Origin of the sequence: Xanthomonas hortorum (assembly GCF_011305375.1) — a bacterium.
Taxonomy (GTDB): Bacteria; Pseudomonadota; Gammaproteobacteria; order Xanthomonadales; family Xanthomonadaceae; genus Xanthomonas; species Xanthomonas hortorum_E.
Genome location: NZ_VCME01000013.1, coordinates 1 through 21,175 on the forward strand (window position 1 = coordinate 1; position 21,175 = coordinate 21,175).

Consider the following 21,175-nt stretch of genomic DNA (forward strand, 5'->3'; position numbering starts at 1 on the left):
GTAACCCGGGGATTTCCCACGGAAAGCGCCAGAAATGGCCAAACTCCGAAGATCCAAACGCGACTCTCCGCAACGACGCGACATTCCGCGCTCTCAGGCCGCGTTATTCAGACCTTCCCTAAGGCACATTGATGCCTATGTGGATACAAGCAAATTTTTCAACGAACGCGTTTCGGTTGGCGACCCAAGCACCAGATATCAATCCTCAGCACTATCCTCAAAGTCGTTCGATAAGATTATGTACTGCACAATCGAGAAAGAAAATTATGCAGATGCTGCCTGGCGTGGCAACGGGTTTAGGTGGTAGGTCGATGGAGGAGCCCGCCATCCGCCCGCGCAAGTGAACCCGACATCCCCCGATTCGACTAGCGCCCCGGTTTGGAGTCTGATTTCCTACTCTGAGGAAGTTGACGTGAAGAAGCGTTTTCCCGTAGAACAGATCATCAGGCTTCTGCGCGAAGCCGACGCGGGCGTCGCGATCAAGGACCTATGCGGGCGCCATGGCTTCAGTGGGGCGTCTTTGCTCCCCTTCGCGTAGCAAGGCTCGCCGTAATGAGCGTGCCCGATGCCAAGCGATTCAACGTTCTGGTCAAGGATGCGCTACGAGAAGTCGTGAGCGCATTGGCGCGCCGTGCGCCGGTGCACGCGTGGATCGGGAGTGGTGCCAGCGAGCGCCGCATCTTGGCAGCGATCGGCATTGGCACCAGTGCGCTGAGCTATTGCCTGCGCGACGACAGTAATTTCGAACTGCGCTGGCGTCTTGGTGCGTTGGCGCACCGCCGTCGCCGTTATGGCGTTGGGGATGATCGATCCCAAGTTGCGACGGCAAAAACGCATCGTGAAATACAAGCGTGGGGCGTGGTTGTACTCAATAGGGCTGCCGCCTCAATGGAAGAGAGAGAATCGTCGTGCTGAGAAAATTGTTCTGGAGCGCTCCGAAAGCCCATTCCGATGCTGCAAGCACAGACCATGGCGGCTCGCCGGCCACGCCAGTGTCCACTACGCCAGTGGTACCGGGGGAATGGTCAGGACTAGGTCGTGCGCCAAAGCGGCCTGACGGCACAGCTAAGCAGCGTTCCCCGGTCCGTATCCCTGTGCCCCCGGTGCCAGCTGCTAGGGCAGGTCGGCTGCCAGGTACCTCCGCGGTGGAAAGCCTTTCTTCAGCCCATTGGTCACGGGGCGAGATCCAGTTCCATCCTTCCGTAAGCAACCCGCTGCCTTCGGCAGAGGTGCAGCAGCCTCTGCCGACTCGTCGCCAGACGCTGGGTGCATTGTTAGCCGAGGAGCTAAGCCAGGAAGAAGCCGCCAGGCTGGGCAAGCAAGCCCGGTGCGACGCGCTGGCGCAACTACTGCATGCTGCCTTGCCCAACGGGGGGCGAACCATGAAGCGGCTGAAGGCGCGGGCGGCCAGAAAGCAACCTATCAGCGTGGCCGATCGATGGAGCGTGATCCGCAATGGAGCTCCCAAACCGATGCAAGGGGAGCGAAGGAGGTCGTTCGAGGCACTGGTGCGCAGTGATCTGTTAGCGATCGCACACACCGGCCAGATCGATCCAATTGCTGCGGTCGAAAAAATGGCCGAAGCCCTGGAAGAGGGAATTCTGGGCCAGGGCATTTTGGCGAGCGATCGGCAATTGCTGGGCGAGGTATTGGGCGACCTGTCGATCAATCGCCTGTACACGCGGCTGAATCTGAAAATGACAGAAGACACCATGCCTGCCTTCACCAACGCGCAGGTGCTGCAGGCGCCGAGGGAGCTAGGAGAGGGCCGCTCCAACACGGTGTACGAGGTCGAGATCCGGAACGCGGATGGAGCTGCGATGAGCGCGGTTTTCAAGCCGCTTATCCACGAGCCACCCTCTCCGGATAAGTGGAGTGTGGTTGCCAGATTGACGGGCATTTCCAGGGAAGAACCGCAAACAGCGATGCGCAATCTCGCAACCGTGGCCTATGCAAGGAGGCTCGGGTTCCACGTGGTTGCCGACACGCGCGTGGCGCTGATGAATTTGGGACAAGATCCCTTTGAGCCAGCTCTGGGTCTGATCATGGAACGCGCCCAAGGAAAACCAGCCGAAGAGGCCGATGCGTCCACCTTAGTCCAGGCGAACGTGTGCGCCGAAGTGATGAAGCTGCAGCTGCTCGACCATCTGACGGGCGAAGCTGATCGCCACGACAAAAACTATTTCATTCACGTCAAGCCGGATGGTCGAGCCAAGGTTATGGGCATCGACAACGACAACTGTTTTGGTGCGGAGCTTACCGCCCCAGACGGTGCCCAGCCGGACCTGGAGGACCCACAACGCAGGGCGTTTCATGGGACTGCGCTTCCCCCGGTGGTAGATACCGACATGGAGCGCGCCATCCTTGCACTCACGGAAGAAGACATTCGGTCGATGCTGAAAGACAAGCTCAACGATTCAGAGATCGCTGCCGCCATCCAGCGTTATCAAGGCGTCCGGCAGCATCTCCTTGCCCTGCGGAATTCCGGCCTGGTATCGAGCCGCACGAATGGGGCCGGGCGGATGTACAACAACGCCTGACCCCGACCAACAGCTATGTGGGCCGCGAACTCGAATTTGCTTAGCTTCTCGGCCCGGCCATCCCAGGCCGCGATGCCACTCCTGCCAACGATAGCCAGCGAGCAACATCCCTGGGACCCTCTTGCAGGCGATGGGGACCAGGACACCATCGCACCCACAGCCTAGTTCCAGTTTGGCCGGGAGCGGCATCGCACGCAGGGTGCTCGTCTCCGTTGCGCACAGTCCCGCGGGCCGTGTCACCTCACGCGCTTTGGCAGGCACATGCCTGCCGGTAGAAGGCGACCGCAGGTAGAGCAGTCCCGGGGCGGGCGGCACAGGCCCGGGCAGAGGTGCATGTGTGACGAGCGCCTAGTAAGACTCTTATGCCCAGTCTGGATCTTCGAAGTTCAAACGACATCGATGGGTAGAGGATCTTGCTGCGGACAACTTCCCGTCCTCGGGTAGCGTTGATCAGACCATCCCTAAGCTGATGTTGGGTAGGGTATCGGCCTCGTGCACTTACTTCTTGCGCTTTTTTCGCCAAAATAGTTCATCGGCGCATGCATCCCTTGGCGAGAATGGCAACATTCGTGTTCGCCGCATGAGACATGCCCGTGTGACCGTATGAGCATGTACTCATATGCAGCCGCTCTGTCACTGCTCTGCCATTGCGAGGCCGCACATGTCGCTCAACACGCTTTCGACCGGGAGTACCGCCGGTCTGTTTCTACCTCTCACGGATGACACGTCGTCGCCGGAGGCGCCCGGATCCGATTCGGCCATGAATGATTCCGATCTGTTGCTGGCGATGGACAACCTGTTCTTGCAGCAGATTTACAACTTGATTGCCACCGCTTACGGCAACACGCCAATCAATGAGCCAGGCAGTGGCATTCCGGGGTTGGCCACGCCTTCAGCGGACGACATTCAAGCCAACCAGCCGATCGAGAAACGCACGTCCTGGCCGATGCTGCCGACCCCGTTCGATCCCAAGGACATCAAGGGGTCTACCGCGCCACCGGCCATGCCGGGGTCATCGGTGACCTGGGACGGCGGCACGCTCACGCAGTCGCAGCTTCAGATCGTCTCTACGCTCAATCAGCATCGCGACAAGATGCCGATCGAGTTCGCCAAGCTCGACGAAAAGATCAACGATCCATCCACTCCGCCGGACCTGAGAAAAGCGCTGCAAGGCCTGCAACAGGATCCTGGGCTGTTCTTCGCCATGGCATCGCAGGGCCACGGCAAGCACCACGGCGACGACCAGGGCAAGTGCAACGGCAAACTCATCGCAGACAATCTCTACGACTTTGCCGACCGCCATCCGCAGGTGACTGCGCTGGGTGGGAAGAATGCGACCTACAACCCCGAAAAGTTGAAGGGATCGACGCCGCCGCCGCCGGCAGAAGGTTCATCGGTGACCTGGGACGGCGGCACGCTCACGCAATCCCAGCTTGAGATCGTCTCCACGCTCAATCAGCATCGCGACATGATGCCGATCGAGTTCGGCAAGCTCGACGAAAAGATCAACGATCCGTCCACTCCGCCCGACCTGAAAAAGGCGCTGCAAGGCCTGCAACAGGACCCTGGCCTGTTCTTCGCGATGGCATCGCAGGGGCACGGCAAGCACCACGGCGACGACCAGGGTAAATGCAACGGCACGCTCATTGCCGCCAACCTCTACGACTTTGCCGACCGCCATCCGCAAGTGACTGCGATGGGCGGCAAGAACGCGACCTATAATCCCGAAAAAATGAAGGGCCACGACCTGCCACCTGCGGTGGACGGCTCGTCGGTCACCTGGAAAGACGGGACGCTCACCCAGAACGAATTGGAAATCGTCACCACGCTCGATCGCCACAAGGACCAGTTGCCGGTCGCGTGGGCCGATCTCGATGCGAAGATCAACGATCCTGCGACGCCGCCGGATCTGAAGAAGGCATTGACCGAACTGCAGAAGGATCCGCGGCTGTTCTTTGCCATCGGCTCGCAGGGCGATGGCAAGTGTGGCGGCAAGATCACCGCCGGCGATCTCAGCAAGTTCTCGGCAGGCCACGCGCAGGTCGCGGAATACGCCAACAAGCAAGCCAAGGGCTACACGCAAAACTATGTGGCGTCGGACAGCCCGGACAAGACCCAGCCAACGGTCATGACCGAAAGCGACGCGATGCGCGAACTCTATCGCTACTCGGACTATCTGCCGAAGGATCTGAACCAGGACGCATTCAAGCACCTGGTCGAAGGCGACAGCAAGACCAAGAAGTGCCCGCCGCAGGTCATCGCCGCCGCGCAGTATTTTCGTGAGCACCCGGACCAGTGGAAGGCGCTGGCGGGAGACGCGGGTTCGCTGAGTACGCCGGATTTTCTGCAGAAATCCGCATCGCAGATGCACCTGACCGCCCCCGAACTGAAAACGCTCGACACCATCAACAGCCACCAGGATGCGTTCTTCGGCGACGGCAAAGAGGTGACCCGCGACAAGCTCGACACGATCGTCAAGGACGATAAAGCCGACCCCGCCGTGCGCGACGCCGCCAAACAGTTGTTGGGCGACCCGCTGCTGTTCGGCTTGTTGAACAATTCGATCACTGGCTACAAGAAGCCCCACAGCTTCTTCGGCGGTGGCCATGTCGTCGACTCAGGCAAGATCAGCAACAAGGATTTTCAGCAGTTCTACGATCATATGACGTCGGCCAACAAGGCCGTGGAGAAATCGCCCACGCACGCGGCCACATCGCCCGACCAGAAGAAGGCGGTCGCGGACATGTTGATGGGCAAAGCCGATCAACCCGAGATCAAGCAGAAGAAAAAGGACATCGGCACCTTCGGCAAGGGATTGCATGAGTTCCTCAAGTGGGACAGCAAGATCTTGGACTGGGCCTCCGTGGGACTCAGTGCACTGAACGGCATCCCCATCATCGGCGAGATTGCGGATGTAGGAGCGCTGGCATTGGAGAGCGAAGCGCAGGCAGCACAGGTTCTCGACACCGCACTGCAAGGCGGCGACATGAAACTGGCGTGGGAACTCGCCGGCATCAACATGGCCGGGGCGGTGGTGGGGGCCGCCGGTGGACCCTCGGCCAGACTCGCAGCCAAGGGAGTCGCCAAGGGGGTCGCCGAGGGCGCAGCCAAAGGGGTGACCAAGGGCGCAGGCGAGGGGGCGGCCAAGGGTGCAACCGAGGGCGCGGCCAAGGGCGCAGGCGAAGGCATGACCAAGGGCGCAGGCGAGGGCGTAATCAAAGGAGAAGGCAAGGGCGCAACCAAGGGGCAAGAGCGCATTGATGGGTTTAAAGGATATTTGGTAGGCAACGACATTAATCGATCGACCGACATGCTCAAGGCGCCTGTATTGGCGGGCCTGCATTATGAAGAGGTGCGATTGGATAAAGAGAAGAAAGAAGGCGAAATCCACCAGAAGCTGGAGGACACGGGCGGAATGCCGCTGGGGAAACAGATTATCCCGAAGGAAGTTGCGGACAACTTCGAGGCGGACGCGAAGGAAAACCTCAGGAATCTACGGGGCGGTCGGCGTAGGTAATGATCGCTCCTGATCAGCATCTTATTGCGTGAACGGAAGGGCGATCAGCATGATCGCCCAATTCGTCAGTGGGTCGTTCAACTCAGTCCGCAGGTGCATGTGTGTTGGGAACCAGAGCTGTACCAGCTCCAGTCAAGTAGATACGTCGTTTTGTATGAGCAGACCTGGACACCGCAAGCCACTGCATTAGCAATATCTGGGTCTTGCCGATACGATGCGTTTCGCGGCCTGGTATGCCCAGCGCCGAACGTAAAGATCAGCACGGCCGCACGCATATTCGCTAACCCAGAATTACACTGGCGATGGTTGGCATCTGTCTGAGCTCGCGCCGACGTGCTTTAGCAGCCCTTGATTTCCGTCGCGAAGTCGCAGCTGTGTCAGCCTCTGAATCGGCTGCAATTCATGCTGTAATTTAAGCAAGAGCCTATGTGGCGATGTTGCTTTGTCGGCCGTCGTCTAGACGGTCGCAAGGGATATCAGATGTTTGTCCGTTCCAGGAGCTGGTGCAGCCGGCCGTAGTCGAGAAAATAAATTTTAGAACGCAGCGAAATATCAGGAAGCATCAGGCCGGGCTTGTGGCGTGCTTAAGCTGTATTTATAGTTAAACTCATAAATACACCGCCCGTACGGGCGGTGTATGAAAGATGATATTTATCTATCTTCGGCGAAAATAAATTGATTAAAAATTCGGGGCTTCAGCTTTGGAGGCCATCGCTGGATTTTCAAACTATGGGTTTAGAAATGCGGCGGAGATTGGCTCGACCGGCATTCGTGAATTCAACACGCTGCCTTCCCTCCTTGCAGCATGTCATTCACCCATTGTTGGTCTAGGGGTGAGACAAATCCTCGATTGTCGATTTTTATCGACTTCCCCTGTCCTTGCCATTTCGCCATCTTGGCAAGAAATTGATCGGGATAATCGCTGCCCCGACACGCGATATTGGTCCAGGGATCACAAATATAAATACTTTGTTCCCATTGTGTCATGTCTGCCGGCAGGCCGCCGAAATCTGCACCGATGACTGCAGCAGAATGGTCAGCCTTGAAGTCAATCGTGCGTGCCACAAATCCTTCATCTTCCAGATAAAGTTTTGCCAATGACGCGAGCTCCCCACAGTTATGTGCTCTTCCTTCCATTGCGACACTGATGAAGTCGGTATCGCTGTCGTATAGCGCTTGCCCCCTCATTCTTAAAATCTCTTTCTGCGCATTTTCTACGCGATGTGTCTCCACGTCGCCACGTCCACTCCTGGTCTTGTTCGATGATTTGAAGTTTGAACTTCGAAGGTAGAATTCATCCCTCACTCGATGCAGGACTTTGGTTACTGCCATCTGCTCGCGTGAAAGAGGAATCCGCGGCCCCCGGAGCGACGAAACCCTAGACGCACCGCGGTTCAAGGCCGCCAGCTCGCCTAAGTGCCCGTCCAACTGATTTGAAGAGGCTATTGCCGTTGCGTTAACCGGCGAGCGGGGAGATGCGCCCTGTGCGTCGGACTGGGCGTAGTTATTCGAAACATAGTCTTGTTTAGAGCAGCAGATACCCACGGATCATAACCTATTTGATTAACGGGGGTGTTTAGTATGACGGGTGCTTGCCCAGCTCGGTGGGAGATAGCGAAGAATTCATCTTGTGTGCGAACGCGGGGAGTCTGGGAGGTATCCGAGAAAGCTGCAGTGAACGCGTTCTCTGAACTTATTGGTTAATCATAAATATAGCTTGAAATATTTAATAAAGATCACATAGTAAATTAACTATATTGATTAAATTTACTTATGGTGCTTGGTGCAAAGATTGAAAAGGCAAATAGTCAAGGCGATCGCACGACGCCCTGGATGCCGGAGAAGGAATGCATTGCCTACTCATCAATGTCCGGGTTTGAGCAATTTCCCGGAATGAATATCCCCCGCGTGTGCGGTAGTTGCGCGTCTGGCGAAACAGTCAAAATGTCGCGCTTGCTCAAAAGACGCTTGCCCACGCCTGCGCGGAGCATTCGCGTCGTCGCGTTCCCCACGGTCTTTCAAACGATTCATCTGTCGCTCCCGCACACATAGGCTGCGTATGACACAGGTCTCGATTGCGCGACTTCCACCAGACCAACTTCGTGTGCGGCGCGAGTGATTCGCAGCGCCTTGCCCGGCTTTGCATGGCCAGCCAGACACTGCGCTCTACCGAAATGGTGGATTGGCCACTCATCGCATTTTCCCGGAGAGTTTCAGATGACGTTGGAATCAGGAAATCACCACGCAGCGAACACCGCGTTTTTCTTCAGCATTGGCGCCTGCCTCGGGTTGCCTGGCGAGCTCGCGCAACGACTCGGCGGAGGCGAAACCATCCTTGGGCCTGCGGGCATGCTGTGCCGTGTCCACACGCAGATGCAGCAGGGCGAAGTGACGGCGTTTCCGGAAGTGATCCTGCCGTTGGCCGCACGCGAGCTCGGCGGCGATGAGGTGGTGACGCTGCTGGCGCTGCAGGAACAATTGCTGACCGAATACGGCTGGCGGCTCACGCTCTCGGACCTTGGCCTGCTATGTGTCTGCCCGCTGTTGCTCGAGCGCACGCCCGATGCCGTGGCCACCGCGCTGGAGCGCGGGCAAGTGGTTGCCCGTGTGGTGCTGGACGCGCTGGTGACGCAGGCCGGTAGCGCGGCCGAGGTGGCCTCATGAAAATCACCAGCAATATCGGGACCGCTTCCAGCAGCCGCGCAACATCTTCTGCGCCCGCACACCCAACGCAGGCCGAGGACAGCGTGACCCTGCCACAGACGCGCTCGCCTCCCGGGCTGCTCGCAGGCCTGTCTTCGGGGCCGGTGCTGCGCGGTCGTCGCGCACCGTTATCACGTCGCGTGACCGCCGGCACGACGCAGGCCGAATCCTCGCATGGCGCATCCCAACGCTCGGAGTCCTGGCAGTCGTCGCACTCTTCCGAGCTGACGGATGCATCGTTTCACAGTGCGCAGGCCAGCCCCACGCCCTCGGTTGTCGATGAGCCGCAGTCACCTGCCGCTGCAACGACCCATGCGCAGCGCAGTGCGTCGGCAGCGGCTGAGTTGAAGGCGCAGCTACGTGCACGCCTGGTTGACCTGCCATTTGCGGCCCCCTCGGAGGAGCAGGAGGTACTGCAGGCCGCATATCTGGAATGGGCGGACGCGCGCGTGCAGGAACGCATCGCGGCGTTCGGGCCGGATGCCGGATACCAGATCGCCGGCGACATGAAGACGGCAGGTGCAAAGGCAGCCTGGCCGATCGCCTACGAATGTCTCAGGGCCTTCATCATCGGCTCGATGCGCACCCCGTTCGGTCTCGCCGCAGGCGCAGCCTACGACGGCGCGCGTGCGCCCGGATCGGAAACGCTGAGTACGACGACGCTGTCCGGCGCGGTGGCGGGCCTGATGTCCTATACCAGCGATACGTTGCTGATTCCGGCAATGGACCGGCGCGCGCGCGTTGCCAACCTGCCGCGGTTCCAGGCCATCGACCCCAAGATCCTGGTGCCCGATCCGCCACCGGCCCTGTTGGAGATCACTGCCGAGGGCAAGCGTTTCACACGCCCGGGCGAGGGCGACGCAGCCACGCTTGCGGAGCTCAAGGCGCAGACCTACGACCTTCGCCAGGGCATCACTCAGTGGCAATCGACCCTGGACGACAAGTCTCTGGACACCTTGTTGCTCAAGCCGACGATCAACGCGGGATTCAACGCGGCGCGGCGAACCTCCGACGACCCGGGCACGCGCACGCCGGCCGGCCAGCTGGGCCTGAGCGCGCTCGCCATCGGCGGCGCAGGAGTCGTGCAGAAGGCGATGCTTGAGACCGGCAAGGCGGTGGCGCGTACCGGCCAGATGAGTGTTCCCGACCTGCTTGGCGGACAGCAGCGGCTGAATCTGTTTGCGTTGGCATTGCCGGACAAGACGCGTCGGCCTGCGCAATGGTCCGACGCTGTGCGGTTCCCCCCCAACTATCTGCTGGAGACCGGGAAGGAAGGCCTGGCGTTGGCCAGGCAGGCCTTGAGCACCACCAATGCGGTCACCACTGCGCTACGCGATGTGCTGGGCCGTCACATGCTCAGCAACGTGCTGGCCAACTTCGCCTCGCTCGGGGCCGGCCGCCTGATCGCCGCGCCCTTGCGTGGTGGCAATGCAAACGGCAGCGTTGCAGGCGAAGCCGCCAACTCCACCGCCACGGTCGTGCAACAGGCGGTGCAGACCTTGTTCAACGATACGGTCTGGAATGCGCTCAAGGCCAAGAACGGCGCCAATACCACCCAGGCGACGCGACTGGATCAGGAACGTGCCGTCACCGCGGCCAATCATCAACGCACCATCGAACGCACGCTTCAGGCGCTGGCCGAGCCCATCGACGAGGCGATCGCGCTATTTTCGGCGCCGACACCGGCGCAGATTGCGCGTGCCCTGGAAGAGGGAGAGCGGCTTGCGCCTGCACCGGGGCCGCAGGCGGGGAGGTTGCGCGAAGCCCTGGAGGCATTGCGCGCGGAAATCGGCACGCAGTCCCCCTCGATTGCGACCATCGACACGGTGCGCGATGCGCTGCACGCCGGGCAGAAGGCGATGTTCAGCGGAGTGCCACGCAACGACCTGACCGCGACACTGGATACCGAGTTGACGACGCTCAGGGACGCGTTGCACGAGAGCGAGAAACTGCGCCAGTGGGAAAGCGGCCGACCGTGAGCGATCGATCGCGCGGGTGATCCGCCCGCGGATTGCACGCTGCAAGGACAGACGCAGCCGCCGTTGCGTCTGTCGCTTGCTGATGCTCCCGGTGCCGGCCTGGCGCGCGGCTTACCTGCGAGCAGTGGGAGTGGAACGGGGGGCTGCGGCGCGCGGCACTGCTTCGTACGCCGGCCATTGACCGACCGTGCGCATGGCCTCGGCGATGCGGTTGCGCTGGCGCTTGACGATGAAGTCCACGCCACGTTCCTCGGTCAGTTTCGCCTTCTCGCGGACCAGCAGCAAGGTCGGCTCCCACACGGCGGGCTGCTGCAGCAAAGCGTCGAAGGCCGTACGCTCGGCGAGTGCACGCGCGTGGTCACCCGCGTCCTGCGCCACCAGTGCAAGTGCCCGGTGCACGTCCAGCAACGGCGCAGCGGCGCTGCGTAATGCCTCGTCTGCAAACAGTGCGGCCAGCGCGTTGCCATCGGCAAAACGCCTGGCCTGCTGCATGAAATGCTCCAGTTGCAGCTCTGCCAGCACCGGCTGCAAGGTCTGGTCGACATCGTTGCCCAGCTTGACCAGGCCGTAGTCGGCCCAGCGCTCCCACTGGGTGCGGACCAGGCGTTCGAACGCTGCGAATTGCGCGAAGTCGGTTGCGCGGTCGCTGCGGGCCGCATCGATTTCGCCGCCGAACTGGAACAGCGTGCAGAACGCGGTGGCCACGTCCGCGCTCACTTCGGCGACATAGCCGGCTTCGATTGCCGAGACCGTGGTGCTGGCCGCAGGCGTCGCCGATGCACCTTCGCGGCGTTGCTGGGCAAGTGCCAGTTGTACGCCGGCCGTCAGGCGTGCGGCCGCTTCCACCCGGCGTGCGGCGGTGGCGTCGCAATACTGCGTAGTCATGTAGCCGGCCACGGTCGTCGACGTCCAGCCGAGGTCCTGGCGCGCTTTGACGCCGAGCCCGAGCGAGCCGCCCGCACGGCGGCCGTGCGTATCGCCTGCGCGCAGGCCGGCGCTGACGCTGGCGCTGCATTCGGTTCCCTGGCTGACGCGTGCGGCCTGGTCGATCAGTCCGACGCTGGCCTCCGGATGCTCGGCCAGCAACGCATGCATCCAGTCCGCGCCGTGTGGCTGCTCTGGATGATCGGGTGCTGCGCGGCGCACCAGATGCTCCAGCATGCGCAAAAACGCCTGCAACAGCGCCGGTTCGCGGCCCTTGCCCAGCCGGGGGATACGGATCTGCAGGCCGTCTTCCACACCGACCTCGCGCCGATAGCGCCAGTCCACGGCGGCCGACACACCGGCTGCCGCGTAGGCACTGTCCACAGCGATGCCATAGCCGGCAGTCAGGCCCGCACCGAGCTGGCGCTGCGTCGCGGATTGGCGACTGATCTGCAGGTACAGACCGGTACGTCCCATGTAGAACTCCAGCGAGGCATCGCGATTGCACTGCATGCTGGCGATCAGTCGCGCGCCCAGGCCGAACGCAGATCCTGCAACGGCAGCTGCCGCCGAAAGCGGTGCGAGATTGGCGCCCCAGGTCCGTTGGCAGGTCATCCGCCAGCGGTCGCGCCATTCCAGGTGCGAGAGCATGTCGCGCAGCAGGTCCAGCAACGCCTCGGGGTGGGCCAGGGTGCCGGCACCGGTCTGCTTGGCCAACTGCAAGGTCTTGTCGATGGCGGTGTCGAAATGCGCCAGGCAGTCATCCGCATGCGCGAGCCACACTGCGGCCTGTGGCGAGGCCTCGCTCGGTTGCAGCTGGGCTGCCTGTTCTGCGTGTTCCGCCCGCGCGGTAGACAGGCAGGTGCGCAACAGATCGAACGCGGCTGGCGCGGTGCAGCGGCCGCTTCGCACCTGCTCCCAGGCACGCTGCAATCCTTCCGGTGGCGCTGCCTGCACCGCTGCACCGCCCGGGGTGCTGGATGCCTGTGCCTGATGGTGGTCGTGCAGCACCGCCGCACGTTCGGCGATGCGTGTCAGGGTGGCGGCATCGAAGACCATGCCGCTGCGGTCCACGTCCTCATCGACCCATTGCAGCAACTCGGCAGCCGCTTGCCAGTGCAACTCGGCCTGCGATGGCACACAGCCCTGCGGCCGGGCGGCATGCAATGCGCCCAGGTAGCCGATCAAGGCAGCGCAGGCGTGTTCCAGGGTCAGGTTGGCGCGTCGACGCGGTGTCGGCAGTGCGGTGGCCGATGCGACCTCCAGCCCCTCCGACAAGGCATGCAGTGGATTGGGAGCGCTCGCGTGCGCGCCTGCAGGATGGGGCGAGGTGGCCGTGCGCACCGCCTCGCCGAATGCCTGCAGGTGGGCGTTTGCGCGCGCATACGCCGAGTCGGGAGCACGCGACTCGTAGCCGTTGCGCAGCGCATGGTAGGCCGCGCGTTCGTCGCTGCTGCAGGCCAGTAGCGCCTGCGCCGGGTCGGCCGCGTGCAGGGCACTTCCGGCCGCGCGCCGTGCATCGCTCAGCCAGCACCGCGTGGCGGCATCGTCCACAGGCGTGGCGCGCAGCAGCGCATCGGCCCGTAATGCGATGCGCGCGATGTCCTGGCGGCCCGGGTCGGCGGCACGCTCGTGGCGTGCCTGGATCAACTGGCCAAGCACCTGGCGGCCGCGCGGCACGCGCGCCAGGGTCTCCAGCCAGCGGGTCGTCGCCGCCTCGATCGCTGCGCGAGGAATCCCGGTGTGCTCGCCCATCGCGCCCTGTTGGGCATCGTGTTGCCGCGGATCGGCTGGGATCAGCGCGCTCCAGCTGCTGGTGTGGACATGCTCGAAGGTGGCAAGCAGCAGCGCCGCCGCGTCAGCGCGGTTGTCGCCGAGCACACCGGCCACTGCCGAGCGCAGCGCGCCAAGCGCGATGGCCACGATGCCCGCTGCAGGCACCGCCTGGTCTCCGAAACGCGTGGTGGAGAGCCCGCTCGCCCATGTCGACAAGCGGCTGCGCAATGCAGTGGCCGCAGCGGCATCGGTTGCGCTGGATGCGGTCTGCGCGATCTGCGCGGTAATCAGTGCGTCCGATGCGGTTCGTAGCGCCTGGCTGGCGCGCAGATCGTCGGCCGCTGCGGTGTCGACCTCCTGCGCGAGCGAGTGCGTCAGACCCGCCAGCGCCGGCAGCAGTGCACGCAGCTCGTCGGCGTGCGCAGCGGTCTCGAACAGGTCGCCAGCCACGATGTGCGCAGACTGCAGCGCCTGCGCCAGGGTGGTGTCGAGGCTGGCGGCGCGCACTTGCAGGCGCTGCAGCGAGGCCTGCTGTTTCTCGCGCAGGGCAGACAGATGGCGCGCGTGCTCGTGCAGCTTGCGGATGCGATCCAGCTCGGCTTCGTGCTTGAGCATGTCGCGCAGGCGCGGTCGATGATCGCTTGCCGCAGGCGCGGGCATGGCCGTCAACTGGTCCAGTTGCTGCTGCAGCTGTTGCTCGGTGTGCGCCAGGCGCTCGCTGCAATCGGCGATGTGTTTGCGTAGCAGCGCGTTCCAGGTGGCCAGCACCTGTTGGCGTTTGCTGGTCTCGTTGGCACGGTCGGCCAGGCGCGGTGCGCGTCTGGCATGCAAACCGGTGTCCTGCTCCAGGCGATCGAGATGCAGCTGCACCAGGCGCTGTAGCGCTGCGGCCTTGCGCACGGCGACCCGTGCATCGCTCAGCCGTTGCGAGGCGGCGAACGCCGCTGTCTGCACCGGAGCCAGTGCGTGCCAGTCGCCTGGCGCTGCCCGAGCGGGTGGTGCAGTCTGCGCAGACGTGCCCTGGTAGCGCAGCAGGCGCGTGTGGTCGGGAGTTGCCTGCCGGGCGATGCCCACCGCCGTGCCGGCGAGCCGGGCGAGCTTCTGCAACGACTTGCGCATGCCGCGCAGCCTGCCTGTCTCGCGCGGCGCAGGCGTGCCCTGTCCGCTGTCGGCAGCAGCTGCGGTGTAGCGATGTACCCGTGCGGCCACATCCATTTCTGCCGCACGTGCCTCGGACTCGGCCGCGGGCCCATCCAGTTGATGCAGTCGGTGATGGGCCTGCTTGTGCGGCGAGGGCGTACCTGCATGCGCGGTGCTGTGGCTGTTGCCAGGCAGCCCGACTGTCACGGTGGAAGGGCGAATGCGGGTCAAGGTCGATCTCTCGCGTGTGGCGGTTCGCGTCCGACTGTGCTCGCCGCTGCTGTAAAGCCGAACCGGGCGAGCGGCCCGTTTGCACATGGCAGCAGTGTTTGCTTACCGCGACGCAGTGCGTGCCGCGCAGGCGTCGCAACGATGATGGTCGGTCTGCGGTCATCGCCTACGACGGCGGGCACTGACGCCCGGCAGATGCGGCAACCATGCATCTGCCGGGCGCGATCGACGCGCTGCGACGGTGCAGCGCGCGCGATCAGCCGCTGTAGGGCTTGTGGCCGATACGTGTCGCACCTATCGCCTGGGAAGCGTCCAGCACAATTGCCTCGTTGGGCGCATCGGTCTTCAGGTTTGCCAGTGTCACCGTCGCGCCGGGCGCGTCGGTCCGGAACACCGCTTCCTTGACCTGGTTGAACTCGCAATTCTCGACCTGAAGGTGCGAGTCGATATCGGCATGCCCACCGTTGGTGCGGAAGACCTTGCTGGCACCCTCGACGGTGTCGCCCGACATCACCACGTCGGCAGCGCCGTTGTCCTGCACGACCTTGTCTGCGGCGTTCTTGAACGTGCAATTGATGATCTCGACCTTCGGCCGGCCGACGACCTCGGGGCTGCAACCGGCAATCCCCGCATCATGCTCACGGTTGCCCTGCCCATCGATGGTGACGGCATCCTCGCTGACATCCTCGTTGACGCAGTTGACCATCTTGCCGCTGGCCATGAAATGCACGCCGTCGCCGGTGCCACCCATGCGGACGTTGCAGAGGCTGCCACCATCCTCGACGACGAAAAGTGGCTGCTGGTGCTCGTTCTGGGAGCCATCGCCCAGGCCTGGGCCACCGGTGTAAAGCTGGCCCTTGCCGTCGAACACCTCGCCCTTGTGCACCACGATGGTCTTGTTCTGGATGCCGGCTGGCGCGGTGACGACCTTGCCGGGAGGCAGTGGCGCCTGCGTGCCGGTCGGGCCTGGCGTGCCGTGAGCACCGTCGGTGGGCGTGGGTGTCGCCGAGTGACCCGGGTTGGTGGGCGATGCGCCGTTGCCGGTTCCCGTTCCCGTTCCGGAGGTGTTGCTGCCGTTGCCACCGTTGTTGCCATTGCCATTGCCATTGCCGGCACCACTGCCGCTGCCGTGTTGCCCGCCGGGGTTGGTGGAACACGGCGGGTTCGATGGCGGCATCGAGGGTGTCGGATTGAAGTTGGTCGGTTGCTGACCGTCACTGGATGGCTGATCCTGTGGCTGCATCATGTCGCTGAGCAGGCGTTGCATGCAGTACGCCAGCATGCTCATGATCACCGCGGTGAGGGCTTGCTGCTCCGAAGGGGAGAATGAGGACGGCTGTAAGCTCGCAGTGCTATGTGAGGGAATGGCGAGATTCATTGGCGAGTGTCCTTGCAAGATGATGAATGGCGGACGAAATCCTGCGGTGGGAAATAACCGCGCGACAGCGTAGCGATGCGATACAGCGCAGCGGATGCGCAAGGCCCCGGCAGCGTGCTGCGCAGTCGTGCATGTCTGGCTAACACCATCGGCATGCAAGCAACGCCGAGCACCTCACGCGCGTAGCCACAGATAGTTTCCCGTTGCGATTCCTTCGAACATTTCGTCGTGTGCAATGAAGATGTTGTTGTTCCAGTAACGGCCATGCTCGGCGTAATGGGCGAGCAGATCGCAGATCCAGGCGCCGTCGACGTCGTCGTCCAGCGGAACGCGCACGACCAGCACGATCACGCCGGCATCGTTCAATCCGAGTTGCGCCTGGTCCTGCGCATATACCGACAGGTTGGCTTCCAGCAACAGCCGGAAGACCGTCAGGGTGCGTCCCGCAGGAGCAAGGCCGTAGGAGATGCGTAGGTAAAGCGCTTCTTCCTGCGCTTCCTCCTCGGACTGTGGCTCCGGCATGTGCAGATAGACCTCGAATCCGTCTATCTGGATCGTGCGGTGCTCGAGCAACTCCTGCACATCCGGCAGGCCAAGCACATCGCACAGTTCCGCAGCCAGGGTTTCGAATCGTGCCGAAGCCATTGCCTAACCGCTGTCGGTTGCGCAGACCCGTCTGGGCGGGCCTGCGCAGGTGATGAACCATTTTTGTCTTAACGTGTCGCGTCTTTCATCGTCTCCCCGAACTTTCTGATTACATTGTTCAACGAGGCATTCAAGTTCAATGCATTCATCTCGCGGCTGACATAGTTGTTGCTTTTGATGGTCGTTGAGACTGAGTCGCCTACACCGCCCATGAAGGAGTTTGCCTGGCTGGACTGACCCATGCTGCTTATTTCACTATCAAACTTGTCCTTGAACGTGTTGCTCAGAAGGTCCTTGGCTGATCCGCCTCTGTTGATGCCTTCAAGAAGTGACATGTTGATCTCCTATTTCTTTTGAGAAGCGCCGTTGGCGCGGGAAACCCTGCTTGCTTCACTAGCAGGGATTGGGTCAGGCAGCCGCCGCGATGTGCGAGACCAGCGCATGGGCGGCATTGAAGCCTTCGTGCAGTGTCGAAAGCCGGGTGCGATCTGCGGCGTCGGTTGCGGCCATCCACTGCACCTGCACCTGCTGTCTTGTGTTATCCAGCGCATCGACAATCCTTGCCAGGCGCTCGCCGCTGGCATCTTCGGATTTGACCTTGATCAAGGCACCCATGTCGTGGGCGATGCTTTCAGTGATGGATTCAAACATGACCGATCCTCGTTGGATTAACTCAGTAAGTGGTGGAGGTCAGGTGCTTGGTGCCGTCCGGGGTCTCCACGTAATGCAGTCCGTCGACGAGCAAGGCGGCGTCGTAGTTGGCAGGTGTTTTCACGGACGGATCCTGCTGGGCGATGTCCACGTGCAGCTTGCGGATTTCCGGGCCCAGATCGCTGCGCAGATCGGCGATCCGCCGGATTGCACGCTCTGCGTTGTCGCTGCTGCCGGCAATGGAAAAAACGCCCTGGCCGTCGTAACGCACGCTCAGGTCGCGGTCGGCCAAGGTATCGCGCAGGGTTGCCAGTACCTCATCCACCACCACCACATCGACGGTGACCGCACGCTGATACCGATGCAGTTGCGCGCGCAGGCGTGCCGCATCCGCGCTGCTTGTCACCAGGCCCTCGACCCGCACGCGCGAGCCGACCTGCTCCACGCGCGCTTCGCGCAAGCCAAGCTGTTTGAGCACGAATCGCACCTGATTGAGCTGGTTGTCCTGGCTGCGTGGGGGAGCCGCATCGGAGAGAAAGGCAGGGAGCAGGGAGGGCAACAGTGTCGCAGCGGCCAGCGCTAGCATGGCGCCCACCACTGCACGCAGTGCGTTGCGCCTGGACCTGCGTGGCAAAGGCGCTGCCGGCGTCGCGGCGGGCGACAGTAGCTGCTCCAGCAGCGCAACATCGTCCGGCCAATCGGCCGCAGCGTCGCCGATGCAGAGCACCAACGGACCAAAGCGCACCGGATGCAGCGCAACAAACGCTGTCGTCGGCAACGCTTCGCTGCGATAACGCACTTGACCATCTGCATCCACCTCGATGATGAGCGAACAATCAGGCCAATCTTCGATCCGGATTTCGGCTTGGGGATCGGCGCCCAACGTATAGCTGCCTGGCTGCAAATCTAATCGTGCGCCGGCATGGATTCCCGTCAGCACGCGAAGTTGCATGGTCATGCGCGAATCTCCTGAGCGGTCCGCTCCTGGTGCTCAATCAGCAGTGTGTTCAGACGTGTGATGGCACCGGAACGATCAAGGCGTTTACGTGGTTTTTCCGCGTTGAGCAGCACCAACGGAAGCAGTAGATGGAAGTTGCGCAGCGCTGGCGATGGCTCCGGTTGCGCCGCCACCAGCTCCACCAGGAGCTTTCGTAACGCCTGCAGGTTTTCCGCAGATGTGCTCGCGGTGCCGGAGCGCAGATGCTCGCGCATCAACCTCCAGACCATGGCCGTCAACTGTGCTGCGGCAGGATGGGCAATGCCGATCGCGCGCAGTTCGACAAGCGCAACGGCAAGCGCGCGTCGCCTGACCGTCGGGTCGGCGGTGCGTGTGGTCGCGTAGCGGTCCAGAACGCCGTCGACACGCGCACGCACATTGTTGTCCAGGTGCACCGGCGAAGCGCTTTGCCCTCTCCCCGCCTGCGGATCGCCGGCCTGCGCGTTGCCGCCCTCGCCGTGCTGATCATCCTGGCGTTGCCCCTGGCCCTGTGACTGAGCGACTGCGATGCTGACCCGGCCGCGTAGCGCCGAGACGCGTGCCGCTTCGGCTTCTTCCAGCTCGGTGGCGTCGCGTTCGTCGTCCATGCCATCCAGCGAGCGCATGCCGCGTCGCCGCTTGCGTGGCGGGGCGGGACGCAGACGGGGGGCGTGATGTGCCGTGTCCGCCGGCGGCTGCACGCCAGCCTGCGGCGCATCGGCGTGGTGGTGCGGTGCGCCGGGCGCGCTCGGCAGCGACGGCGGCACCGCGCCTGGCGAAATGCGCCGGATCATGGAAAGGCCGCCTGCATCAGCGCCTGACCGAACTGCATGATCGCCGAGGCGCCCCAGGGCGCAGTGACCGCGATGGCAGCCACCACCACCACCAGCTTGAGCGCGAACGAGATCGAGGCATCCTGCAGCGACATCACTGCCTGGATGAAGGCGATCAGCAGCCCGGCCACTGCGGCCACGCCGACCACCGGCAACGACACCTTGAGGCACAGCAACAAGGCTTCGGAAGTGAATCGCACCAGATCGTCGTGGTCCATGGCGTCACCGATAACTCAGGACCAGGCCGTGGATCAGCATGGACCAGCCATCCAGCGCCACGAACAACAGCAGTTTGAACGGAATGGCCACGTTGGTTGGCGTCACCTGCGAAAGGCCCATCGCCATCAACGCATTGGCCACCACCAGATCGATCACGATGAAGACCAGATACAGCAGGAATCCGATGCGGAACGCCTCGGTCAGCTCGCTCAGCGTGAATGCCGGTGCCAGCACCAGAAGATCGTCGGGCTTGAGCGTATCGGCCTTGTCCTTGGGCCAGATCTGCTGCGCCGAGCGAATGAAAAAGGCTTTCTCGCGCTCGCGGGTGTGCTTGAGCAGGAACTGCCGAAACGGTTCGCGGCAGGCATCGAGCAGCACCACCACACGGCTGTTGTCGGCACCGGGACTGTAATTCTGCGCGGCCTTGAACGCCTCCATGCCCACCGGCGCCATCACAAAGCACGACACCAGCAACGCGACGCCGTTGAGCACCATGTTCGGCGGCACCTGCTGCACGCCGATGGCATTGCGCAGCAAGCCGAGCACGACCACGATCTTGGTGTAGGAGGTGACCACCATCGCTGCGAAGGGCAGCAGCCCCAGCATGATGACCACCAGCAGCAGCGAGCCGACATCAGGCATCTGCATGCGCAGTCTCCGACATGCTGAGGATCTGCACGCCGAGATGTTCGCCCACCGCCAGCAACCTGCCGATGCCGATGGTCTGGCCGTAGACGACCAGGCGGATGTCGGCCTGATCCACCGGCACCGACAGCTCGAGGATCTGGCCGGGCTGCAAGCCCGACAGCACCGACAGAGACAGCGCAAGCTGGTCCACTTCCAGCTGTACGGGCAGTTCCAGTGCCGCCACATCGGTGGCGGACGATGAGGAGTCGGACGCGGGTATATCGTGCTGCATGGTGGGGGCAGTCTCCAGAATCATCTGTTGCAGGGTCAGGCGTACCGAAGCGCGCAACACCGCACCTCCAGGGATGCCCCAGAGCAGCTCGCCGCTGCGCACGGGAGCCGTGGCGAGCGCGTGCAGCAGGACATCGCCCGGGCGCAGCGATTGCAGCAACGCCGCCGTTGCCGTGCGCTGGCCAATACGCAGGCGCGTGGTCACCCGCAGTGCGCTCAGCCAGGCCGGCACTGGCGATGGCTGAGCCAGCGCAGCGCTTGCCGTTTGCAGCGCGGCAAGCAGCAGCGGGCTGGCGGTTTCTGCGATTGCGTCGATGCCGCCCAGCGTGATGCCGATATCGAGGCGATCGACTGCATCCGCATAGCGCTCGAAGGCGACCACCTCGGCAGCGCCCAGTCCCAGCGGTTCCAGGGCGCGCAGATCATCGCTCAACAGCACACCGGCGATCGCCACGCGCAGGGCGTCATCGGCTTCGTTCAACAGCAGCGCCAGGCTGTCGCGTGCCGCGATCCGCAACTCCAGGCTGCCGCTATCGAACTGCAACTGCAGGCGCGCGGCATCCGCAGCCCGGATGCCGCGGCGTTGCGCGGTGTAGCCGCAACGCTGTGCGGCACGCGGATCGCACAGCACTCTGCCGAGCTGCGCACGCACGGCGGGCACGTGGGTCAGCGCCTGCGACAAGTCGCGTGCCGGCGACGTCAGGCTCGGCTCTGTTGACAACACGGCGTCCCTCGCTATGGCTGG

14 protein-coding genes and 2 pseudogenes are annotated in these 21,175 nt (G+C 62.8%); 5 read left to right on the top strand and 11 right to left on the bottom strand.

The window, feature by feature from the left end; genetic code table 11:
- Window positions 1-412 precede the first annotated feature (412 nt).
- From FFY45_RS22170 to FFY45_RS12830, 3 genes and pseudogenes are all read left to right on the top strand, one after another.
- Window positions 413-868: pseudogene (locus FFY45_RS22170) on the top strand (transposase); the annotation flags it as partial.
- A 277-nt stretch (window positions 869-1,145) separates the two neighbouring features.
- Window positions 1,146-2,540: a helix-turn-helix domain-containing protein gene (locus FFY45_RS12825; protein WP_255171956.1), complete on the top strand. Its 1,395-nt coding sequence runs from the start codon at window positions 1,146-1,148 to the stop codon at window positions 2,538-2,540.
- Window positions 2,541-3,432: 892 nt separating this feature from the next.
- Window positions 3,433-6,057: pseudogene (locus tag FFY45_RS12830) on the top strand (HrpF/NolX family T3SS translocon protein); the annotation flags it as partial.
- Between the two features lie 777 nt (window positions 6,058-6,834).
- On the opposite strand, the gene FFY45_RS12835 reads toward FFY45_RS12830, so the two are convergent.
- Window positions 6,835-7,389, bottom strand: a complete 555-nt coding sequence (locus FFY45_RS12835) for a hypothetical protein (RefSeq protein ID WP_176340733.1) — start codon at window positions 7,387-7,389, stop codon at window positions 6,835-6,837.
- 885 nt (window positions 7,390-8,274) lie between these two features.
- Between FFY45_RS12835 and hap3 the strand changes: the two genes are divergently transcribed.
- Window positions 8,275-8,721: an Hpa3 family type III secretion system protein gene (hap3, locus tag FFY45_RS12840; RefSeq protein ID WP_080960590.1), complete on the top strand. Its 447-nt coding sequence runs from the start codon at window positions 8,275-8,277 to the stop codon at window positions 8,719-8,721.
- Window positions 8,718-10,739 carry a type III secretion system effector XopF1 gene (gene xopF1 / locus FFY45_RS12845; RefSeq protein ID WP_176340734.1) on the top strand — a complete coding sequence of 674 codons (2,022 nt, stop codon included), beginning with the start codon at window positions 8,718-8,720 and terminating at the stop codon, window positions 10,737-10,739. Before hap3 ends, xopF1 begins: the two co-directional genes overlap by 4 nt.
- A gap of 111 nt (window positions 10,740-10,850) precedes the next feature.
- Here xopF1 and xopZ read toward each other — a convergent pair whose 3' ends face one another.
- From xopZ to sctQ, 10 genes are all read right to left on the bottom strand, one after another.
- Window positions 10,851-14,810, bottom strand: coding sequence for a XopZ family type III secretion system effector (xopZ, locus tag FFY45_RS12850; RefSeq protein ID WP_176340735.1), 3,960 nt, complete (start codon window positions 14,808-14,810; stop codon window positions 10,851-10,853).
- Window positions 14,811-15,066: 256 nt separating this feature from the next.
- Window positions 15,067-16,092, bottom strand: a complete 1,026-nt coding sequence (locus tag FFY45_RS12855) for a pectate lyase (protein WP_176340769.1) — start codon at window positions 16,090-16,092, stop codon at window positions 15,067-15,069.
- 270 nt (window positions 16,093-16,362) lie between these two features.
- A complete protein-coding gene (locus tag FFY45_RS12860; protein WP_115037430.1) occupies window positions 16,363-16,833 on the bottom strand; it encodes a CesT family type III secretion system chaperone in 471 nt (156 codons plus the stop codon).
- Window positions 16,834-16,901: 68 nt separating this feature from the next.
- Window positions 16,902-17,168 (bottom strand): hypothetical protein, encoded by a 267-nt coding sequence (locus FFY45_RS12865; RefSeq protein ID WP_102583247.1) that lies wholly within the window; start codon window positions 17,166-17,168, stop codon window positions 16,902-16,904.
- Between the two features lie 73 nt (window positions 17,169-17,241).
- Window positions 17,242-17,484, bottom strand: a complete 243-nt coding sequence (gene hrpD6, locus FFY45_RS12870; protein WP_104646823.1) for an HrpD6 family protein — start codon at window positions 17,482-17,484, stop codon at window positions 17,242-17,244.
- Window positions 17,485-17,506: 22 nt separating this feature from the next.
- Complete coding sequence (hrpD5, locus tag FFY45_RS12875; RefSeq protein ID WP_176340736.1) at window positions 17,507-18,442, bottom strand: HrpD5 family protein; 936 nt, start codon at window positions 18,440-18,442, stop codon at window positions 17,507-17,509.
- A complete protein-coding gene (locus tag FFY45_RS12880; protein WP_176340737.1) occupies window positions 18,439-19,254 on the bottom strand; it encodes a 4-hydroxyphenylacetate catabolism regulator HpaA in 816 nt (271 codons plus the stop codon). Before FFY45_RS12880 ends, hrpD5 begins: the two co-directional genes overlap by 4 nt.
- Complete coding sequence (gene sctS, locus FFY45_RS12885) at window positions 19,251-19,511, bottom strand: type III secretion system export apparatus subunit SctS (protein WP_005994479.1); 261 nt, start codon at window positions 19,509-19,511, stop codon at window positions 19,251-19,253. The genes FFY45_RS12880 and sctS overlap by 4 nt, the downstream gene beginning before the upstream one ends.
- A gap of 4 nt (window positions 19,512-19,515) precedes the next feature.
- Window positions 19,516-20,160: a type III secretion system export apparatus subunit SctR gene (sctR, locus tag FFY45_RS12890; RefSeq protein ID WP_006451038.1), complete on the bottom strand. Its 645-nt coding sequence runs from the start codon at window positions 20,158-20,160 to the stop codon at window positions 19,516-19,518.
- Window positions 20,147-21,100: a type III secretion system cytoplasmic ring protein SctQ gene (gene sctQ, locus FFY45_RS12895; protein WP_176340770.1), complete on the bottom strand. Its 954-nt coding sequence runs from the start codon at window positions 21,098-21,100 to the stop codon at window positions 20,147-20,149. The genes sctR and sctQ overlap by 14 nt, the downstream gene beginning before the upstream one ends.
- Between the last annotated feature and the right edge of the window lie 75 nt (window positions 21,101-21,175).